Source organism: Micromonospora sp. NPDC126480 (assembly GCF_040302465.1).
Lineage (GTDB): Bacteria > Actinomycetota > Actinomycetes > Mycobacteriales > Micromonosporaceae > Micromonospora.
The window spans coordinates 85,051-100,360 of sequence record NZ_JBEORU010000027.1 but is presented as its reverse complement, the minus strand read 5'-3'; the positions used below and the strand labels follow the sequence as shown (position 1 = coordinate 100,360).

The window sequence follows — 15,310 nt, the reverse complement described above, 5'->3', positions numbered from 1 at the left end:
CTTGGTCGTCTTGAAGGATCGACGCGATGGCCGTCTCTTATCTACGCAACACGCCCATCACGGGCAAGTCGTACACCACTTCCGTGGACGCAACCCCGCGTTCTGGAGTGATCACGCGGCCCGGTTGCTGGGCCTTCGAGTTCGCCGAGTACATCGCTACCAGCCACGCGATGGCAAGCAAGATGATCAACCACCAGTAGGCACCCGATCCAAGGCTGCACAAGTAGGAGGAGACCACCACGACGAGAATCAGCTGAAACTTGGCCCGGCGATCAGCGGCCTTCGCGGTCAACGGTGACCCAGGGGTAATTTCGTGTATCTTTCCCCACTTACGACGGTCAGGTCTACTAGAGATTGAGACCGGACAGAGTGCGACAGCCGTTGTATCAGGATCCCTGGCTACCCAGACTTCTGTCTCGCTCCCCATAGCATTCAAGTCTTATCCCCCTCAGCGAGACCTTGACTGCCAGCACTTCGTTTGTTGACTCGACTGGTTTCGTTAAGCGATGCCTTTGCGGCGGCGGATCATCTGGTACGCCTGACGGCGCGCGAACTGGTGCATTCGCGACCGCAGACCCTCGTCGTCCAGATAGCGCTGCATCAGCCTGCCGTTGTCGTCGTGCCGGGACAGGATGACGTCCTCCATCCGCCGTTCGAGGACGACGCCGAAGTTGTCTTCGTCGTTGACGAGGGCCGCTTGCTGGATCACCTCGTCTTCTGACGCGGCGACGATCTGCTGCTCCAGCCAGACCTTGTCGCCTTCCCCCAGACCGATGCCGAACCGGTCGTTGAACGCGTCGATCAGCTCCGACAGCGGAACCTTGTCGGGGTCGTGCTGCGGGCCGGCGCCACCACCAACGAACCCGGGCAGCATCTGCTCGCCTTCCGGCGTCAGCGACGCGTCGTGCTCGCCGGTCTTGCTGACCCGCAGGTGCGTCAGCTGAACCTCGCCGATGTCGACGCTCGGGTCCTGCCGACGTGGCAGCCGGTTGAGCAACGCTCGCCCGTACAGGTAGAGCCGCTCCAGGTCCGGGTCCTGGTAGGGCACGATCTGGCTGAGGAAGGCGTACATGCGGGTGTAGTCGCGCAGCGCGGCCCGGAAGCCGTCCGCGGCCTCCGGGTCCTCGTCGGCCATAGCCTTGAAGCGCTGAACCGCCGGTTCGGTGAAGCGGTAGAGCGACCCGTGCGCCCGCTGCAGCGCGGTGTCACTGGTCGCCTTCTGCTCCGCGGCGAGCAGCGCCTCGGCGTACGCCTGCATCTCCGATTCGACCAGGATCGGGTAGCCGGTCACCGCGTTCTGGGCGGTGTAGAGCAGGTTGGGGTCGGTTGGCGTCGTCGCCGCCGTCTCGAAGTAAGGCTTGAACTGCTCGGCGATGTCACCGGCCTCGTTCACGAAGTCGAGGACGAAGACGTCGCCCTGGACCTTCAGCGGGTGGGTACGGTTGAGCCGCGACAGGGTCTGCACGGCGGCGACGCCCATAAGCACCTTGTCGACGTACATGGTGGTGAGCAGTGGCTGGTCGAAGCCGGTTTGGTACTTCTCGGCCACGACAAGAAGCTTGTACTCGGTGTCCTGCTTGGCCTTCGGCGTCCCGGCGTACTTGTCATCGGCAGCCGTGTAGGCGAACCGCCCGGGAAGCTCACCCTCGCTGAACCCGTTGACCCGCGCCTCGCTCCACTGCACACCGTCGATCTCCAGGTCGCCGGAGATCGCCACCAGGGAGTCGCAGCCGACGTAGCCCTGCGTCTCGACGTACTTGCGGATGGCGGCGTGCAGGCGGAGGGCGGCTTCGCGGGAGTCGGTGACCACCATGGCTTTGGCGCGACCACCGAGGCGCGGCGCGGTGTGCGTGCGGAAGTGCTCAACGATGATCTCTGCCTTCTGGGCTTGCATCGTGGGGTGCAGGCGGGCAAAGCGGGCGAGCTGCGAGCCGGCCTTCTTCGGGTCGACCTCCGGGTCGTCGGGGTTGGCGTTGGCCAGCTTCCAGTACGCCTTGTAGGTCAGGTAGTTCCGCAGCACGTCGAGGATGAAGCCCTCCTCGATGGCCTGGCGCATCGAGTACGTGTGGAACGGCTGCGGGTTGCCCGTCACCGGATGCGGTGTGCCGAACAGTTCCAGGGTCTTCGGCTTCGGCGTGGCGGTGAATGCGAAGTAGGACAGCGTCTCGTGCCGGCCGCGGGCCAGCGCCGACGCGGTGAGCAGGTCGCCCGACTCGTCCACGTCGTCGCTGCCGAGCTTGAGCAGCACCTTCTTCAGCGCGGCGGCCGAGTCACCGGACTGCGACGAGTGCGCCTCGTCGACGATGACCGCGAACCGTTTGCCCTTCAGACGCTGCACCTTGTCGAGGATGAAGGGGAACTTCTGCATCGTGGTAATGATGATCTTTGCGGTCTCGCCCTGAAGGGCGGCGGCGAGTTGAGCCGAGTCCTTGTCGATTCGCTGCACCACGCCGGGCACGTGCTCGAACTGGAAGACCGTGTCCTGCAACTGCCGGTCCAACACCACTCGGTCGGTGATGATGATGACCTTGTCGAAGACCGGCTCGTTGAGGCGCAGCCCTCTGGTGAGGGCGTAGTGGCCGAGCATGGGTGCGGTGTGCAGGCTGGAGAGCCGGTGCGCCAGCCAGGCGATGGTGTTCGACTTGCCCGACCCGGCCGAGTGCATGACGAGGTAGTTGTGGCCGGCGCCGTTGCGGGCGGCATGGTCGGTGAGCTGGGTGACCGCGTGCCATTGATGGTAGCGCGGGAAAATCAGGCTTCGGGACTCTTTGTCGCTGTGTAGGAACCGCCGGACCAGGTCCATCCAGGTGTCCGGGTGCCAGATCTGCTCCCATAGGTAGGAGCTGCGGTAACCGGAGGCGCCCGCCGGCGGGTTGCCGGCGCCGCCGGAGACGCCCGGCCCGTCGGAGCCGGTGTTGAAGGGCAGGAACCGGGTCTTGTCGCGTGCCAGCTTCGTCGTGACAAAGACCAGGTCGGGGTCGACGGCGAAGTGCACGAGGGTACGCCTCGCGAAGAGCAGTTCCTTCGGGTCGCGGGTCTCGCGGTACTGCCTCTTGGCATCCTCGACGGTCTGGCCGGTGAGCGGGTTCTTCAGCTCGGCGGTGGCGAGGGGGATGCCGTTGACGAAGAGGACTAGGTCGAGGGTGTTGTTGTTGCTGGTCGAGTAGGCGAGCTGGCGGGTGACAGTGAGGCGGTTGGCGCGGTAGAGCTTTAGCGCGTCGTCGGTAATGGCGTGGGCGGGCTTGAAGTAGGCGAGACGGATCGGGACGCCCTTGTCCTTGACGCCGCGACGGAGGACGTCGAGAGGGCCACGCTCGTCGATCTGCTTGGCGAGGTGCTGGGCGAACTGGCGCTGCACCTCGTCCGGGTTGTTGCCGTGATACGCAAGCAGCTTCCCCCACTGGTCGGGCTGAGTCGCCCCAATGAAGGCATAGAGCTCAGCCGTGTCGAGCCCAAGCCCCCTGTCGTAGTTGCCCGCCACCGCAGGTAGCCAACCGGAGCCGAGCAGCACCGCCTCCATCGCCGACTCGAAAGCCTTTTCGTTGCTAGCGTTTGCCATTCTCCACCCGCCCGCTCGAGACAACAGGACAACTATGGCGCAATAGAGCCTGTAACCGTCGAGGCAATAAGCGTCTCTTTCCGTTCAGCAATCAAAATTGCTTGCCGTCGCACCATCTCGGTAACGCGATCAAGCTTGGCGCTCTCCTGGTCCAAAAACTCAGCAATGCGGACCTGTTCATTGGGCGGCGGAAGAGGAACTGCGAGTTTTCTGATGTCTCGTTGAAAGAGGTGGGGGACACCCATACCATCCTTCAGTGCATTAATCTTATCCTGAGTAACCTTGCTCGCCAGTACATACCGAAGAAAAGCCGGGTGAACATTAAAGGGACGAAGGACCGCAATTGAGCCGTTGACAGTAGACGGTCGAGGTAAGACGGTGACAACGTTTGTGATTCCCAGGGTATTTCCGTCTTTTGCCAGAAGGACGTCACCCAGGCGCAGCTTCAGCTCCGGGGACTCCCCGTATCGGTACTCGGAGATGTAATTGACATTTTCGAAGTCAATCTCCCGCCCCTTGATGTTAGGTGTAGCGAGCAGCGGATAGCCGTCAGGCTGATACTCCGCCGCAGTGAGCGCTTTCCAGCCAATTCGCGCCTGAACAGTGGCAACTCGGTCTACGCGAGAGAGCCGCCAATGGGCCGGGATCTGGTCAAAGAGGTCCATCACGCAACCACCTCGGAAAGGATTGCACTAATAGCGATGCTCAATCGCTTGATCTCGTCGTCAATCTCGTGAATTGGACGCACGCGCCCGTATACATGGAAGTGGCGAGTGAAGGGTATTTCGTACCCAATCCTCGTTTTGCCCTCGTCGATCCACGCGTGAGGAACATCCGGGAAGACCTCGCGCTTGAAATACTCGCGAATGTCCTCGTCCAGAGGGACGTTCTCGTTGTCGCGCAGGTCGGCGTCCGGCAGCGGCCTACCTTTCCGGTCAGTCTGTACCTCCCCGTCGGGATCGCTGACCGAGAACGCCTCCCACACCGCCTTCTCCACCGCAGCCGGCAACTTCCCGAGCCCGTTGAGCTTCATCGCAAAGTCAGCCCGCGTCGAAGACCGCGTACCGATCAACGACTTCGCCGCCGCCAGCAGCGACTCGCGCTCCGCGTACTTGACCACCGCCTTCGCCTCGGCGAGCAGGCCGACCGTCTAGATGCCGGTGTTGTAGAAGAGCTGATCGGGCAGCGCAACGATGCCCTCTAACAGGTCGTTCTCCAGGATCCAGCGTCGGATCTCCGACTCACCCGACCCGGCGGCGCCGGTGAAGAGCGGCGAGCCGTTGAAGACGATAGCCAGGCGGCTGCCGCCGTCCTCCGGCCGCTTCATCTTCGAGATCATGTGCTGGAGGAAGAGCAACGAGCCGTCGTTGATCCGGGGTAGGCCGGCGCCGAACCGGCCGGCGTGGCCGCGGCCGTGCTCGGCCTTGATGAAGGCTTCGACCTTCTTCCACTCCACCCCGAACGGTGGATTGGCGAGCATGTAGTCGAAGCGCTCGCCCTCGTGCCCGTCCTGGCTGAACGAGTTGCCGTAGGCAATCTTCGTCGGGTCGCCACCCTTGAGCATCATGTCCGACCGGCAGATGGCGTACGTCTCGCCGTTGAGCTCCTGCCCGTACACCTCGACGGTGGCGTGCGGGTTGTGCGCCTGGATGTGCTCCTGGGCCTCGGTGAGCATGCCTCCGGTGCCGCACGCTGGGTCGTACACCTTGCGGACGATGCCCGGGGTCACCAGGTCGTCCTCGTCGGGGGCGAGGAGCAGGTTGACCATCAGCTTGATGACCTCGCGTGGGGTGAAGTGCTCACCAGCGGTCTCGTTGCTGATTTCGGAGAAGCGGCGGATCAGCTCCTCGAAGACGTAGCCCATCTGGTGGTTGGAGACCACGTCCGGGTGCAGGTCGATATCGGCGAACTTGGCGACCACCTGGTAGAGCAGGCCGGCGTCGGCGAGCCGACTGATCTGGGTGTCGAAGCCGTACTTGTCGAGCACGTCGACCGCGCCCGGCGAGAAGCCGCCGATGTAGGCGCGCAGGTTCAGCGCCACATGGTCCTGATCGCCGAAAGACCTCTTGAAGGACAGCTGGCTGGTGTTGTAGAAGGGCAGCCCAGACGTCTTGCGAAGCACCGGGTCCATGTTCTGCACCCCGAGCTGCTTGAGCTGGGCATGTTTGGCGAGCACCGCGTCCTTCGTCGGCTCGAGCACGCAGTCCAGGCGGCGCAGCACGGTCAACGGGAGGATCACCCGACCGTACTCGGACTGCTTGTAATCGCCGCGAAGCAGATCAGCAACCGACCAGATGAAGTTCGCGAGTTCGTGGTGCTTGGTACTCACCAGGTTCCTTTCGTTTTCCTTAAGCCATGCAGTATGCCCGTTGGCCTGCATCGTTGTAGTCCCCCACTCGGCCTGGAGGATCAGCCGAGTGTCAGCGGACTGCTTTCGCTCGTTCACACGGTGTCGCCGGTACAGGCGCAGCCCTTGACCTGCCTGCGAAGCGCCACCCTTCCAGCGCCTGTCGTCAAAGTGCTCCGCCAGCGTCGGATATCCGACGCACGCGGCCTACCGGTCGCCTTCCTGCGGGCGGAGGTTGCCCTGGGCGAGCCCGTCGGCGGTGAGCTGCAGGAGCTCCGCCCCCAGCGTCGCCGCCTGCCGCATCGCCGACTCGAAGGCGTCCAGCCGCCGAAACGCCTCTCCGTGCGCCCGCTGCTCCTCCAGCGGCAGCCGCCGTACCAACGCCCGTCGGATGTCGAACCGCAGCGTCCCGGACAGGCTCGACGCCTGCTTCTCGTTCGCCGTGTTGCGCAGCTGCCCGGCTAGGAACCACGAGTCCAGCGCCGCCGGGTTGGGCCGCAGCAGGTACATGTTCGCCCCGAGCACCGCCTTCTCGTCGGTGATGACCCGCGCGGTGATGCGCCGGGCGACCACCGGCACCACGACGTCCCCCGGCGCGAGCTGGATCGGCTCCCCCGCCGGCTGGTCGCCGCGCGACGACGGCCCGGTCCCCTCGATGACATCCCGCGCGTGCAGCACCGGAAGCGCCGACTGCGCATCGGTGTCACGCGCAGCCCGTACCGGCCCAAGCAACTGCAACGCCCCCGTTCGCGCCAGCTCGGCGACCGGCACGGCCGGTGACGTCGCCCCGTCGGGCGTGGGTGTGACCTGCGGGATCAGCGCCGGCAGGTCCCGCACGACGGCGGCGAGCCGCTCTCTCGTGCGTACCATCTGCTTCCCCGTCCGCTCGCCCCCGCCGGCGGGTTGGCGCCGCGCGGGCGTGAGGTCGACCTCCTCGTCGAGCAGCTCGATGACCGGGACCGCGCGGGCGAAGCCGACGTCCTCGACGTCCGCGTCGGGGGCGGCGGTGAAGGCCCGCCAGGTGGCGAGGATCCGTGGGGCCAGCTCGGCCAGGTCGCCGTCGGCGGCGTCGACCAGCAGGGTCCGCGCCGGTGGCGGCGCGTCCGGGGCGGGGCGCCGCAGCACCCACAGATGCAGGGGTACGCCGTGCGGCGCGGCCACCCCGCTGGGCAGCGCGATGACGGCCCGGAGCGCGCCGCGGCGCAGCAGCTCGGCGCGGATTCGCCGGCCGGTGCGGCGCCCGGCCGCGGTGGGCGGCATGAGGAGTACGGCGTGCCCGCCGACGTTCAGGTGTGCCAGACAGTGCTGCGCCCAGGCCAGCTCCGGTTCGGTGCGCGGTGGCACCCCGCCGTACTGCCAGCGCGGGTCGTAGCTGAGCTCCTCGTGGCCCCAGGTGGTGACGCCGAACGGCGGGTGGCATACGGCTGCGTCGAAGGTGCGGCGGGGGAAGGCGTCGGCGCGTAACGAGTCGCCTGGTTCAACCTCGCCGGGTACCCCGCGCAACGCGAGCCAGAGCGTGGCGAGGGTGGCGAGGTCCTGGTCGAGCTCCTGCCCGTACGCCTCGGTGCAGCCGGCGCGCACCGCGGCCCGCAGGGTGGCGCCGGAGCCGGCGGCCGGGTCGAGGATGGTGCCGCCGTCGGCGGCGGCGAGCCGGACCATGAGATCGGCCAGTTCGTCCGGGGTGGCCCAGGGGCGGCCGGGGGCGGGCGCGGAGAAGCGTTGCCACAGCTCGTCGAAGGCGGCCGATGGTGTCAGTTCGTCGGCGAGGGCGTCGATGTCTGGCAGCAGCGGCTTGACCGCCGGGTCGGCCGCCACACGTTTTCCGCCGCGCTGTCGGCTGAGGAGCTGAGCGCCGACGCCGGCGAGTGCGGCCGCTGGGCTCTCGGTGGCGGCGGCGAGGTGCCGCCAGAGTCGCTCGGCGCGGGACAGCTCGGGGAGCTTGCCCTGCTCGCGTAGCCAGGTCTCGATCTCGCCGAGGTCGAATTCCGGGCTGGCGGCCGTGCCGCTGACGGGGGTCGGGAAGTCGGGGTGGCGTTTGCGCCAGTTGCTGACGGCGGCGCGGCCGACCCCGGCGAGCCGGGCGATCTCCGCTGCCGTGATGGTCGGGTTCACCTGCACCTCCGTAGTGTGTCATACGTGTCAAGCATCATGCTTGTTGACAGCGTTCACAGCTCATGCTCTCATTGACGCCGCAACGCTCACACCAGGAGGACAATGATGCGCAAGACGACCACGTTCGCTCTGTTCGCCACCGCCCTTATCGCGCTTGGCTGCGGTGCCGGCGCCACCGACGAGGCCGGCAGTGCCGGCGGCGGCGACACCGCTGCCAAGGGCGAGGACAAGCCCAAGACCGCGAAGATCGGCCAGGCCGTCCGGGACGGGAAGTTCGAGTTCACGGTGAAGTCGAACAAGTGCGGCGTCGCCAAGGTCGGCTCCGACCTGCTCGGCGACAAGGCCCAGGGCCAGTTCTGCCTGGTCACGGTCAACGTCAAGAACATCGGCAAGGAGCCGCAGACGCTGATCGACAGCAGCCAGAAGGCGTACGCCGCCGACGGCACCGAGTACTCCACCGACTCGGAGGCCGCGATCTACGCCAACAAGGACCAGCAGACCCTGTTCGCCGAGATCAACCCCGGCAACCAGGTGACCGGCGTCCTCGTCTTCGACATCCCGAAGAACGTCAAGCTCACCAAGCTCGAGCTGCACGACTCGCCGTTCTCCGGCGGCGTCGAGGTCGCGCTCAGCTGACTTTCCCCCGCGTCGGGGCGGGCCCGTCCCCGCCCGCCCCGACTGTTCACAGCTCGCCGTTCACACGTCAGGAGTGCGCAATGACCGACCCGACCGCGCCCGTACCGCCCGACCAGCCCGCAACCCCGCCGACCTCGGTCGATCCGGACGAGGCGGCGACCTTAGCCCTCGCGCCGACGAGTGGGAAGCGCAACGGAAACGTCCTGCTGGCTGTGGCGGCAACCGCCTTGCTGTTCATCGGCGTCGGCGGCGCTGCCGCTCTGCTGAGCGGCGACTCCGAGGCCGACGGCAAAGCGGTAGCGAAGCAGTCCGAACTCGCCGCCGCCCGGGAGGAGTGCAGTCCAGGCGACACCCGCTACGCGGAGCTGGGCGACGAGGGTAGGACGTTGACCCTCCACGGTGCCGGCGAGGAAGACGCCGGCCTCTCCTACAGCGTTCTCCTGTGCTACTGGCGAGCGCTCGATGTCCCGGACGCGATCGTCTCGGAGATCGGTGCCACCCGCGCGCTCGACGGTCGCCAGACCGGCGAGTGGGACAAGATGCGCGCTTCCTGGAGCTACCACCCGGACCACGGGCTCCAGATGGTCCTCACCATCGACGACTGATCACGCGGGCTCGCCCGATCCACTTCGCCGTTCCTCGACATTCCAGACAGGAGATTCGCCGTGAGCGATCAGCACGAGTTCGGGCCTGAGCACCCCGCCGAACCGACCGTCCCCGCGCCGCAGCTGCCCCATCCCCCGGGCAACCCCGCCGTACCGCCCGTTCCGCCCGGCGCCACCCTTCCGGGAGCTGACCTGCCGGGCAAGGGCTCCAACGCGCGCGCCTGGCTGGTCGGGGGCCTCGCCCTCGTCGTCGCCCTCTGCTGCGGTGGCGCCGTCATCGGTGCGATCAGTGCCGGCAACCCCGAGGAGACCACCGGCGCCAGCAGTTCGCAGTCGGCGACTCCGACCAGCAGCGCCCCCACCACGGCGGCGCCGACGTCCGCTGCCCCCACCACGGCCGCTCCCACGACGACCGCCCCGGAACCGACACCGCCGCCGGCTCCGAAGCCGAAGGTGCTCAAGGGACGCGGCGACGACGTGGTTCGTATCCCCGACCTCACCGACCTGGCGGTCATCAAGTTCGCCTGCAAGTGCTCCAGCAACACGGTGCTGCGCAGCGATGGTGACGGCCTGCTCGTCAACGAGATCGGCTCGTACACGGGCAAGCGGTGGATCAATCTCGAGGACGGCTCGCTGACCACCCAGTTCGAGATCGAGGCATCCGGTTCCTGGACCCTGACGATCGGCACGGTGGACCAGATGGCCACCAAGGCTCTCACCGGGAAGGCCGCCGGCAAGGGCGACGACGTGATTGTGCTGGGCGGCGACGCTACCGCCGCCAAGATCACCCACTCCCGCGGCGATTCGAACTTCGTCGTCTACGCCTACTCGCTGGAGACCGGTGAGGGCGGCCTGCTGGTCAACGAGATCGGTGGCTACTCCGGTGTCCGCCCGCTGGAGGCCCCCGCCCTCGTCCAGATCACCGCCGACGGCAACTGGACCATCACGCCGGCCTGATCCGTCTGCGACATCAGCTTCAAAGCGCCACAGCCAAGTACTTCTCCGCCGACCCGCTGCGCGGACTGCCAGCGCTCGTGCCGGCCGGGCCCGGACGACCGGCGCGGTCGCCGTCTGCGGCCCACGCCCTGGTCGACGCGTCACTGCGCGACTGGCACGCCACCGACCACTTACCGAGGGGAGACACACACGATGAACACCAACGAGCACGAGACGGACCCGGGCGTCGCACACCACATCGTCACCCACCGGTACGTGCAGCGGCGGCTCGCCGCGCTGCCGACCGGCCCCGAAGCGACCGACGCCCGGCTGCGTGGCCTGCTGGCCATCTTCGACGACATCACCGCCAAGGGTCATCCCGAACCTCTGGCGTTGCTGGCCGGCGTCCTGGGCATCCCCGTCGACACGCTCGTGTCGCACCTGCGGGCCGCCAGCCGTCCCTGGGGTGAGAACCGGTGACCCCGACGAGGTGCGGGCGACGGTCCGTGCGCTCTTCGATGCCGGGGCGACGGCCACGACCAGCAGGTAGTACCCCACACTGTCGGGCATGCACCTCACACACTCCGACGACATCGCGAGTGCGATCCGCACCCGGCACCTGCAGACGCCCATCAGTCGGGTGCTCACCTACGGTGTCGACACACCCACGGCGGATGTGGCCGCCGCTCTGGCGGACGGTGGCTTCGACCACGCCCCGGTCACCCGGGACGGCGAGATCTTCGGCTACGTGCGCCACATCGACCTGACCGGCGGAAACGGTGTCCTGGCCAGCCACGTACGTCCGCTCACCGCCTCCCGGGTGATCGCGGGTGACACGCCGTTGGCGACGCTCCTGCCGGCGCTGCGTCGCGCCGAGTTCCTGTTCGTCGTCGACGGGCACGACATCGTCGGGATCGTCAGCCCGGCGGACCTGAACAAGCAGCCGGGGCGGACGTACTTCTACCTGCTGGTCTGCGCACTGGAACTGGCGCTCGCCGAGCGGGCCCGAGAGGTCTTCGTCGACCAGGAGAAGGCGCTGAGGCTGCTGCCCGAGGCACGGCAGGACAGGATCCGGGAGCGGCTGGCCACCGAGACACGCGACGACGTCGCGGCCGACGTCGTCGCGGCCATGGAGTTCACCGACCTGATGAAACTGGCCAAGCGGGCCGACGAGATCCGCGGCGCCTTCGGCACCTACAGCGCCACCAAGTGGGACAGGGACGTGTCGGCGCCCCTCATCGATCTCCGCAACACCGTCATGCACTCCGTGCGGACCCTGGCGACGGACGCCCCGTCCTCTCTGCAGCGGCTCATCAGCCTCGACACGCGTCTCCGCGAGCTGCTCTCGACGTAGTCCTGCCCCGCGACGCGCCGGTGGTGGGCCGCGAACGGTGCGCTCAGTAGCGGTCCCGCAGGATCCGCTTCATCTGGGTGATCTCCTCCTCCTGCGAGCGGACGATCTGGTCGCACAGCTCGACGATCTCCGGGTCGGTGATGTTCGACTCCTGGCAGACGAGGACCGCCCGGGAGTGGTGCGGGATCATCGAGTGCAGGAACGCCTCGTTGCCGACGAACGGCTCGGTGCGGACCGCCGCGAACCCGCCGACGAAGACGGCGATCAGCACGGCGTACGACACGATGGTGAGTCGCTTGTCGTTGAACATCTGGTGCATGACGCCGAGCATGACGACGCCCATCACGGACACCATCAGGATCGACATGTAGAAGTTGCTCAGGTTCAGGAAGAAGTCGGACGGCCGGCGGACCTGGGACATGGTCAGCAGGAACATCAGCACCAGGCTGATCAGCAGCACGGCCCCGAACCGCAAATAGTTCTGCTTCATCTCACTCCCGTCGTTCGCGTCGTTGCCACGCTATCGACGCGCCCGGCCGTCGGCGGCGTGAACAGCGCGCTTCGCCGCCCCGCCCGGCCAGGTCAGGGCCGCTGCCGCAGGGCGGCGAGCTGGATCTGCAGCGCCAGCCGGTCGCGCGGTGACTCCAGATCGATGTCGACGACCTCGCCGAGGCGGCGCAGCCGGTGTCGCAGCGTGTTGGGGTGCACGTGCAGTTGCCGGGCGGCCTTCGACGGGTCGCCCTGCTGTTCCAGCCAGGCGGCGACGGTGGCGACGTAGTCGGTGCCGTGCCGGCGGTCGTGCGCGACCAGGGCGGGCAGCGGGCCGCCGACGAGCAGGTCGGGCTGCGGCACCGCGGTGACCACGCGGTGCACCACGACGTCGGCCCAGGCGTCCTCGAACCGCAGGACCGCGGGCCGTTGCCGGGCCGGCCCGTGCAGGGCGAGCAACTCGGCCGCCTCGGCGCGGGAGCGGGGCAGGTCGGCCACGTCCCCGGCGACGCTGCCGGAGGCGGCACACAGGCCCGGGTCCTGCACGGCGACGTCGTGGACCAGCCGTTCCAGCCACCGCCGGGTGCCGGGCGCGGCACCCCCGTCGGCGACGACCGCGAACAGCACGTCGTCGACGTCGGTGATCAGCGGCTGCCGCCAGCCGTGCCGGCGGGCGATCGACTCCCACAGGGCCAGGTTGTCCACCGTCCCGCCGGCGCCGCCGTGCGCGCCGAGCGCCACCACCCGCCAGGGGCCGTCGGGCAGGCCGAGGTCCCGGCGGGTCGTCGCGACGGGCGACCGCAGGGCGGCGCGCAGCCGCTCGGCCGTCACCCGGCGGGTCACGTCGGCCTGCACCCGCAGGCGGAGCAGGTGCAGGGCCAGCCCGGACGCGGCGCCCTGCAGGTCGCGCAGGCGCTCCTGCGGCACCGGACCCTCGACGACGGCCCAGATCGAGCCGAGCAGCTCGCCGCCGGCGCGGATCGGGATGACCAGCCGGGGCAGGGTGCCGTCCGGGCCCTTCGGCACGTAGACCGGCTGACTGCCGGTGGCGAGCTTCCGGAACACGCCGCGGGAACGGAAGTGCGCCACGACGTCGCCGGGGACCCGGCGACCGACGATTGTGGAGACGCGCGCCGGGTCGGTGCGGTCCTGCCGGGACGAGTACGCGAGGACCCGGGACTGGGCGTCCTCGATGGTGACGGGCGCGTCGACGAGGGCGGCGGTCGCGTCGGCGAGGGCGAACAGCTCGTCGTACACGCCGGCCTCGCCGGTCTCCGGCGGGCCGGGCGCGGTGGCCCGGTCGATCACGCCGCGCAGCAGCCAGACGAGCTGGGTCCACGAGCCGTGCCGTTGCAGCTCGACAAGGGTCAGCGCGCGGGCGGTGGCGGCGGCCGTCACGTCCGGGTGGGTGGCCAGCGGCGGCTTGAGGACGAGCCCGGCCGCGGCGACCTCGGCGCTACGCCCGACGGCGGCGAGCGCCCCCTCGGGCGTGGTGATGCCGGCGCCGAGGACCAGGTCGCCGGCCTCGCCGATGGGCGCGTCGTCGAGCTCGGCGAGGGTGACGTCGCGGACCTCCAGCCCGGCCGCCGGCACGACGATCTTGAGCAGCGCCGCGCCGACGGCGTCGACCACCCCGGCCACCGTGATCATGACCGGATCATGCCACGGCGTTGTCCGTGCCGGCCAATGAACGGCCGCATCATTGGCCGGCGCGGACAATGACGAATCCCGCGGGCCGGGACACGATGGGCGCGACACCAGGTGCTCCGGAGGAGAGAGACGCTATGTCCGCCACAACGCCCCCGCCCGCCCCCCAGCACGTCGCCGTCATCGGCGCCGGCATGGTGGGCCTGGCCACCGCCTGGTTCCTCCAGCAGCGCGGGGTGCGGGTCACCGTGCTCGACCGCACCGGCGTCGCGGCGGGCGCGTCGTGGGGCAACGCCGGCTGGCTCACCCCGGGCATCACCACCCCCCTGCCCGAGCCGGCGGTCCTGAAGTACGGGCTGCGGGCCGTGCTGAGCCCGTCGTCGCCGGTGTACGTGCCGCCGCGCGCCGACGCCCGGCTGCTGCGGTTCATGGCCGGCTTCACCCGGCACAGCACCGCCGCGAAGTGGCGCACCGCGATGCGCGCCTACATCCCGATGAACGGTCGCGCGTTCGACGCGTTCGACGCGCTCACCGACGGCGGGGTCGGTGCGAGCACCCAGGAGGCCAAGTCGTTCCTCGCCGCGTACCGGACCGAGACCGAGCGGAAGGTGCTGCTGGACGAGCTGGCGCACATCCGCTCCGCCGGCCAGGAGATCGAGTTCGACGTGCTCACCGGCGCCGAGGCGCGGGAGGTGGAGCCGTCGCTGTCGGACGCGGTCGGCGCCGCGATCCGGCTGCACGGCCAGCGGTTCATCAACCCCGGGGAGTACGTGCACGCGCTCGCCGACGCGGTGCGCGCCCGCGGGGCGTCACTGGTGACCGGGGCGGACGTGGTGGACGTCCGCGACGAGGGCCCGGCCGTGCGGGTGCTCACCGCCGACGGCGCGGACCAGCGGTACGACGCGGTGGTGCTGGCGACCGGCACCTGGCTCGGCGACCTGGCCCGGCGGTTCGGCGTCCGCACCGTCGTGCAGGCCGGCCGCGGCTACAGCTTCAGCGTCCGCATCGAGCACGTCCCGTCCGGGCCGGTGTACTTCCCGGCGCAGCGGGTCGCGTGCACGCCGCTGGGCGACCGCCTGCGGGTGGCCGGGATGATGGAGTTCCGCAAGGCCGAGGCTCCGCTGGACCAGCGCCGCGTACGGGCCATCGCCGCGGCGGCCCGCCCGCTGCTGCGCGGCGCGGATCTCGACGCCCGCGTCGACGAGTGGGTCGGTTCCCGGCCCTGCACGCCGGACGGGCTGCCGCTTATCGGTGGTACCCGCTCGCCGCGGGTCTTCGCCGCCGGCGGGCACGGCATGTGGGGCATCACCCTGGGCCCGCTCACCGGTCAGCTGCTCGCCGAGCAGATCACCACCGGCCGGCGGCCCGCGGAACTCGCGCCGTTCGACCCGCAGCGCTGACGGCCGGCGTTCTGGGTGGTTTGCGCCGTCGGGTGGTGGTGTGGTCGGCGCAACTTCGGCCTCCTGTCAACTGCCGACCACGCAGCGTCACGACCCGTGTTAGCTTCGGCTTGGCAGGGCAGCACATGACCTGCGCTCAACTGGTGCAACACCATCGCACGTTCGTTCCCCGCTGGTGACAGGTGGAGTCCGGTGGCGGCCGTCAGGTCCGTCCGGCCACTCCGC

13 protein-coding genes are annotated in these 15,310 nt (G+C 68.8%); 6 read left to right on the top strand and 7 right to left on the bottom strand.

The features are described from left to right. Positions 1 to 499 precede the first annotated feature (499 nt). The 5 genes from ABTW87_RS23010 to ABTW87_RS22990 form a co-directional block, all read right to left on the bottom strand. The gene (locus tag ABTW87_RS23010) at positions 500 to 3,559 is read right to left on the bottom strand and encodes a type I restriction endonuclease subunit R (RefSeq protein ID WP_350653013.1); all 3,060 of its coding nucleotides are present in this window, start codon (positions 3,557 to 3,559) and stop codon (positions 500 to 502) included. Between the two features lie 32 nt (positions 3,560 to 3,591). After that, positions 3,592 to 4,224, bottom strand: a complete 633-nt coding sequence (locus ABTW87_RS23005) for a restriction endonuclease subunit S (RefSeq protein ID WP_350653017.1) — start codon at positions 4,222 to 4,224, stop codon at positions 3,592 to 3,594. Beyond that, on the bottom strand, positions 4,224 to 4,679 hold the full coding sequence (locus ABTW87_RS23000; RefSeq protein WP_350653012.1) for a hypothetical protein: 456 nt from the start codon (positions 4,677 to 4,679) through the stop codon (positions 4,224 to 4,226). Before ABTW87_RS23000 ends, ABTW87_RS23005 begins: the two co-directional genes overlap by 1 nt. 30 nt (positions 4,680 to 4,709) lie before the next feature. Next, positions 4,710 to 5,888: a type I restriction-modification system subunit M gene (locus ABTW87_RS22995; protein WP_350653011.1), complete on the bottom strand. Its 1,179-nt coding sequence runs from the start codon at positions 5,886 to 5,888 to the stop codon at positions 4,710 to 4,712. 225 nt (positions 5,889 to 6,113) lie between these two features. Beyond that, positions 6,114 to 8,018 carry an N-6 DNA methylase gene (locus ABTW87_RS22990; protein WP_350653010.1) on the bottom strand — a complete coding sequence of 635 codons (1,905 nt, stop codon included), beginning with the start codon at positions 8,016 to 8,018 and terminating at the stop codon, positions 6,114 to 6,116. Positions 8,019 to 8,123: 105 nt separating this feature from the next. Between ABTW87_RS22990 and ABTW87_RS22985 the strand changes: the two genes are divergently transcribed. The 5 genes from ABTW87_RS22985 (at position 8,124) to ABTW87_RS22965 (ending at position 11,549) form a co-directional block, all read left to right on the top strand. After that, complete coding sequence (locus ABTW87_RS22985; protein WP_350653009.1) at positions 8,124 to 8,654, top strand: DUF4352 domain-containing protein; 531 nt, start codon at positions 8,124 to 8,126, stop codon at positions 8,652 to 8,654. A gap of 80 nt (positions 8,655 to 8,734) precedes the next feature. Then, a complete protein-coding gene (locus ABTW87_RS22980) occupies positions 8,735 to 9,259 on the top strand; it encodes a hypothetical protein (RefSeq protein ID WP_350653008.1) in 525 nt (174 codons plus the stop codon). A 60-nt stretch (positions 9,260 to 9,319) separates the two neighbouring features. Continuing rightward, complete coding sequence (locus tag ABTW87_RS22975; RefSeq protein ID WP_350653007.1) at positions 9,320 to 10,216, top strand: hypothetical protein; 897 nt, start codon at positions 9,320 to 9,322, stop codon at positions 10,214 to 10,216. 192 nt (positions 10,217 to 10,408) lie between these two features. After that, positions 10,409 to 10,675, top strand: coding sequence for a hypothetical protein (locus tag ABTW87_RS22970; protein ID WP_350653006.1), 267 nt, complete (start codon positions 10,409 to 10,411; stop codon positions 10,673 to 10,675). An 88-nt stretch (positions 10,676 to 10,763) separates the two neighbouring features. Further along, complete coding sequence (locus tag ABTW87_RS22965) at positions 10,764 to 11,549, top strand: CBS domain-containing protein (RefSeq protein ID WP_350653005.1); 786 nt, start codon at positions 10,764 to 10,766, stop codon at positions 11,547 to 11,549. A 43-nt stretch (positions 11,550 to 11,592) separates the two neighbouring features. Here the strand turns inward: ABTW87_RS22965 and ABTW87_RS22960 are convergent, their stop codons facing one another. Beyond that, positions 11,593 to 12,039: a DUF305 domain-containing protein gene (locus tag ABTW87_RS22960; protein WP_350653004.1), complete on the bottom strand. Its 447-nt coding sequence runs from the start codon at positions 12,037 to 12,039 to the stop codon at positions 11,593 to 11,595. A 92-nt stretch (positions 12,040 to 12,131) separates the two neighbouring features. Continuing rightward, the gene (locus tag ABTW87_RS22955; RefSeq protein ID WP_350653003.1) at positions 12,132 to 13,688 is read right to left on the bottom strand and encodes a PucR family transcriptional regulator; all 1,557 of its coding nucleotides are present in this window, start codon (positions 13,686 to 13,688) and stop codon (positions 12,132 to 12,134) included. 134 nt (positions 13,689 to 13,822) lie between these two features. On the opposite strand from ABTW87_RS22955, the gene ABTW87_RS22950 reads away from it, so the two are divergent. Then, on the top strand, positions 13,823 to 15,085 hold the full coding sequence (locus ABTW87_RS22950; RefSeq protein WP_350653002.1) for an NAD(P)/FAD-dependent oxidoreductase: 1,263 nt from the start codon (positions 13,823 to 13,825) through the stop codon (positions 15,083 to 15,085). Positions 15,086 to 15,310 lie beyond the last annotated feature (225 nt).

Bases quoted from the DNA above. Each gene is read 5' to 3' on its own strand.
- ABTW87_RS23010 (WP_350653013.1), bottom strand. From the start codon at position 3,559: ATGGCAAACGCTAGCAACGAAAAGGCTTTCGAGTCGGCGATGGAGGCG.
- ABTW87_RS23005 (WP_350653017.1), bottom strand. From the start codon at position 4,224: ATGGACCTCTTTGACCAGATCCCGGCCCATTGGCGGCTCTCTCGCGTA.
- ABTW87_RS22985 (WP_350653009.1), top strand. From the start codon at position 8,124: ATGCGCAAGACGACCACGTTCGCTCTGTTCGCCACCGCCCTTATCGCG.
- ABTW87_RS22980 (WP_350653008.1), top strand. From the start codon at position 8,735: ATGACCGACCCGACCGCGCCCGTACCGCCCGACCAGCCCGCAACCCCG.
- ABTW87_RS22970 (WP_350653006.1), top strand. From the start codon at position 10,409: ATGAACACCAACGAGCACGAGACGGACCCGGGCGTCGCACACCACATC.
- ABTW87_RS22965 (WP_350653005.1), top strand. From the start codon at position 10,764: ATGCACCTCACACACTCCGACGACATCGCGAGTGCGATCCGCACCCGG.
- ABTW87_RS22960 (WP_350653004.1), bottom strand. From the start codon at position 12,039: ATGAAGCAGAACTATTTGCGGTTCGGGGCCGTGCTGCTGATCAGCCTG.
- ABTW87_RS22955 (WP_350653003.1), bottom strand. From the start codon at position 13,688: ATGATCACGGTGGCCGGGGTGGTCGACGCCGTCGGCGCGGCGCTGCTC.
- ABTW87_RS22950 (WP_350653002.1), top strand. From the start codon at position 13,823: ATGTCCGCCACAACGCCCCCGCCCGCCCCCCAGCACGTCGCCGTCATC.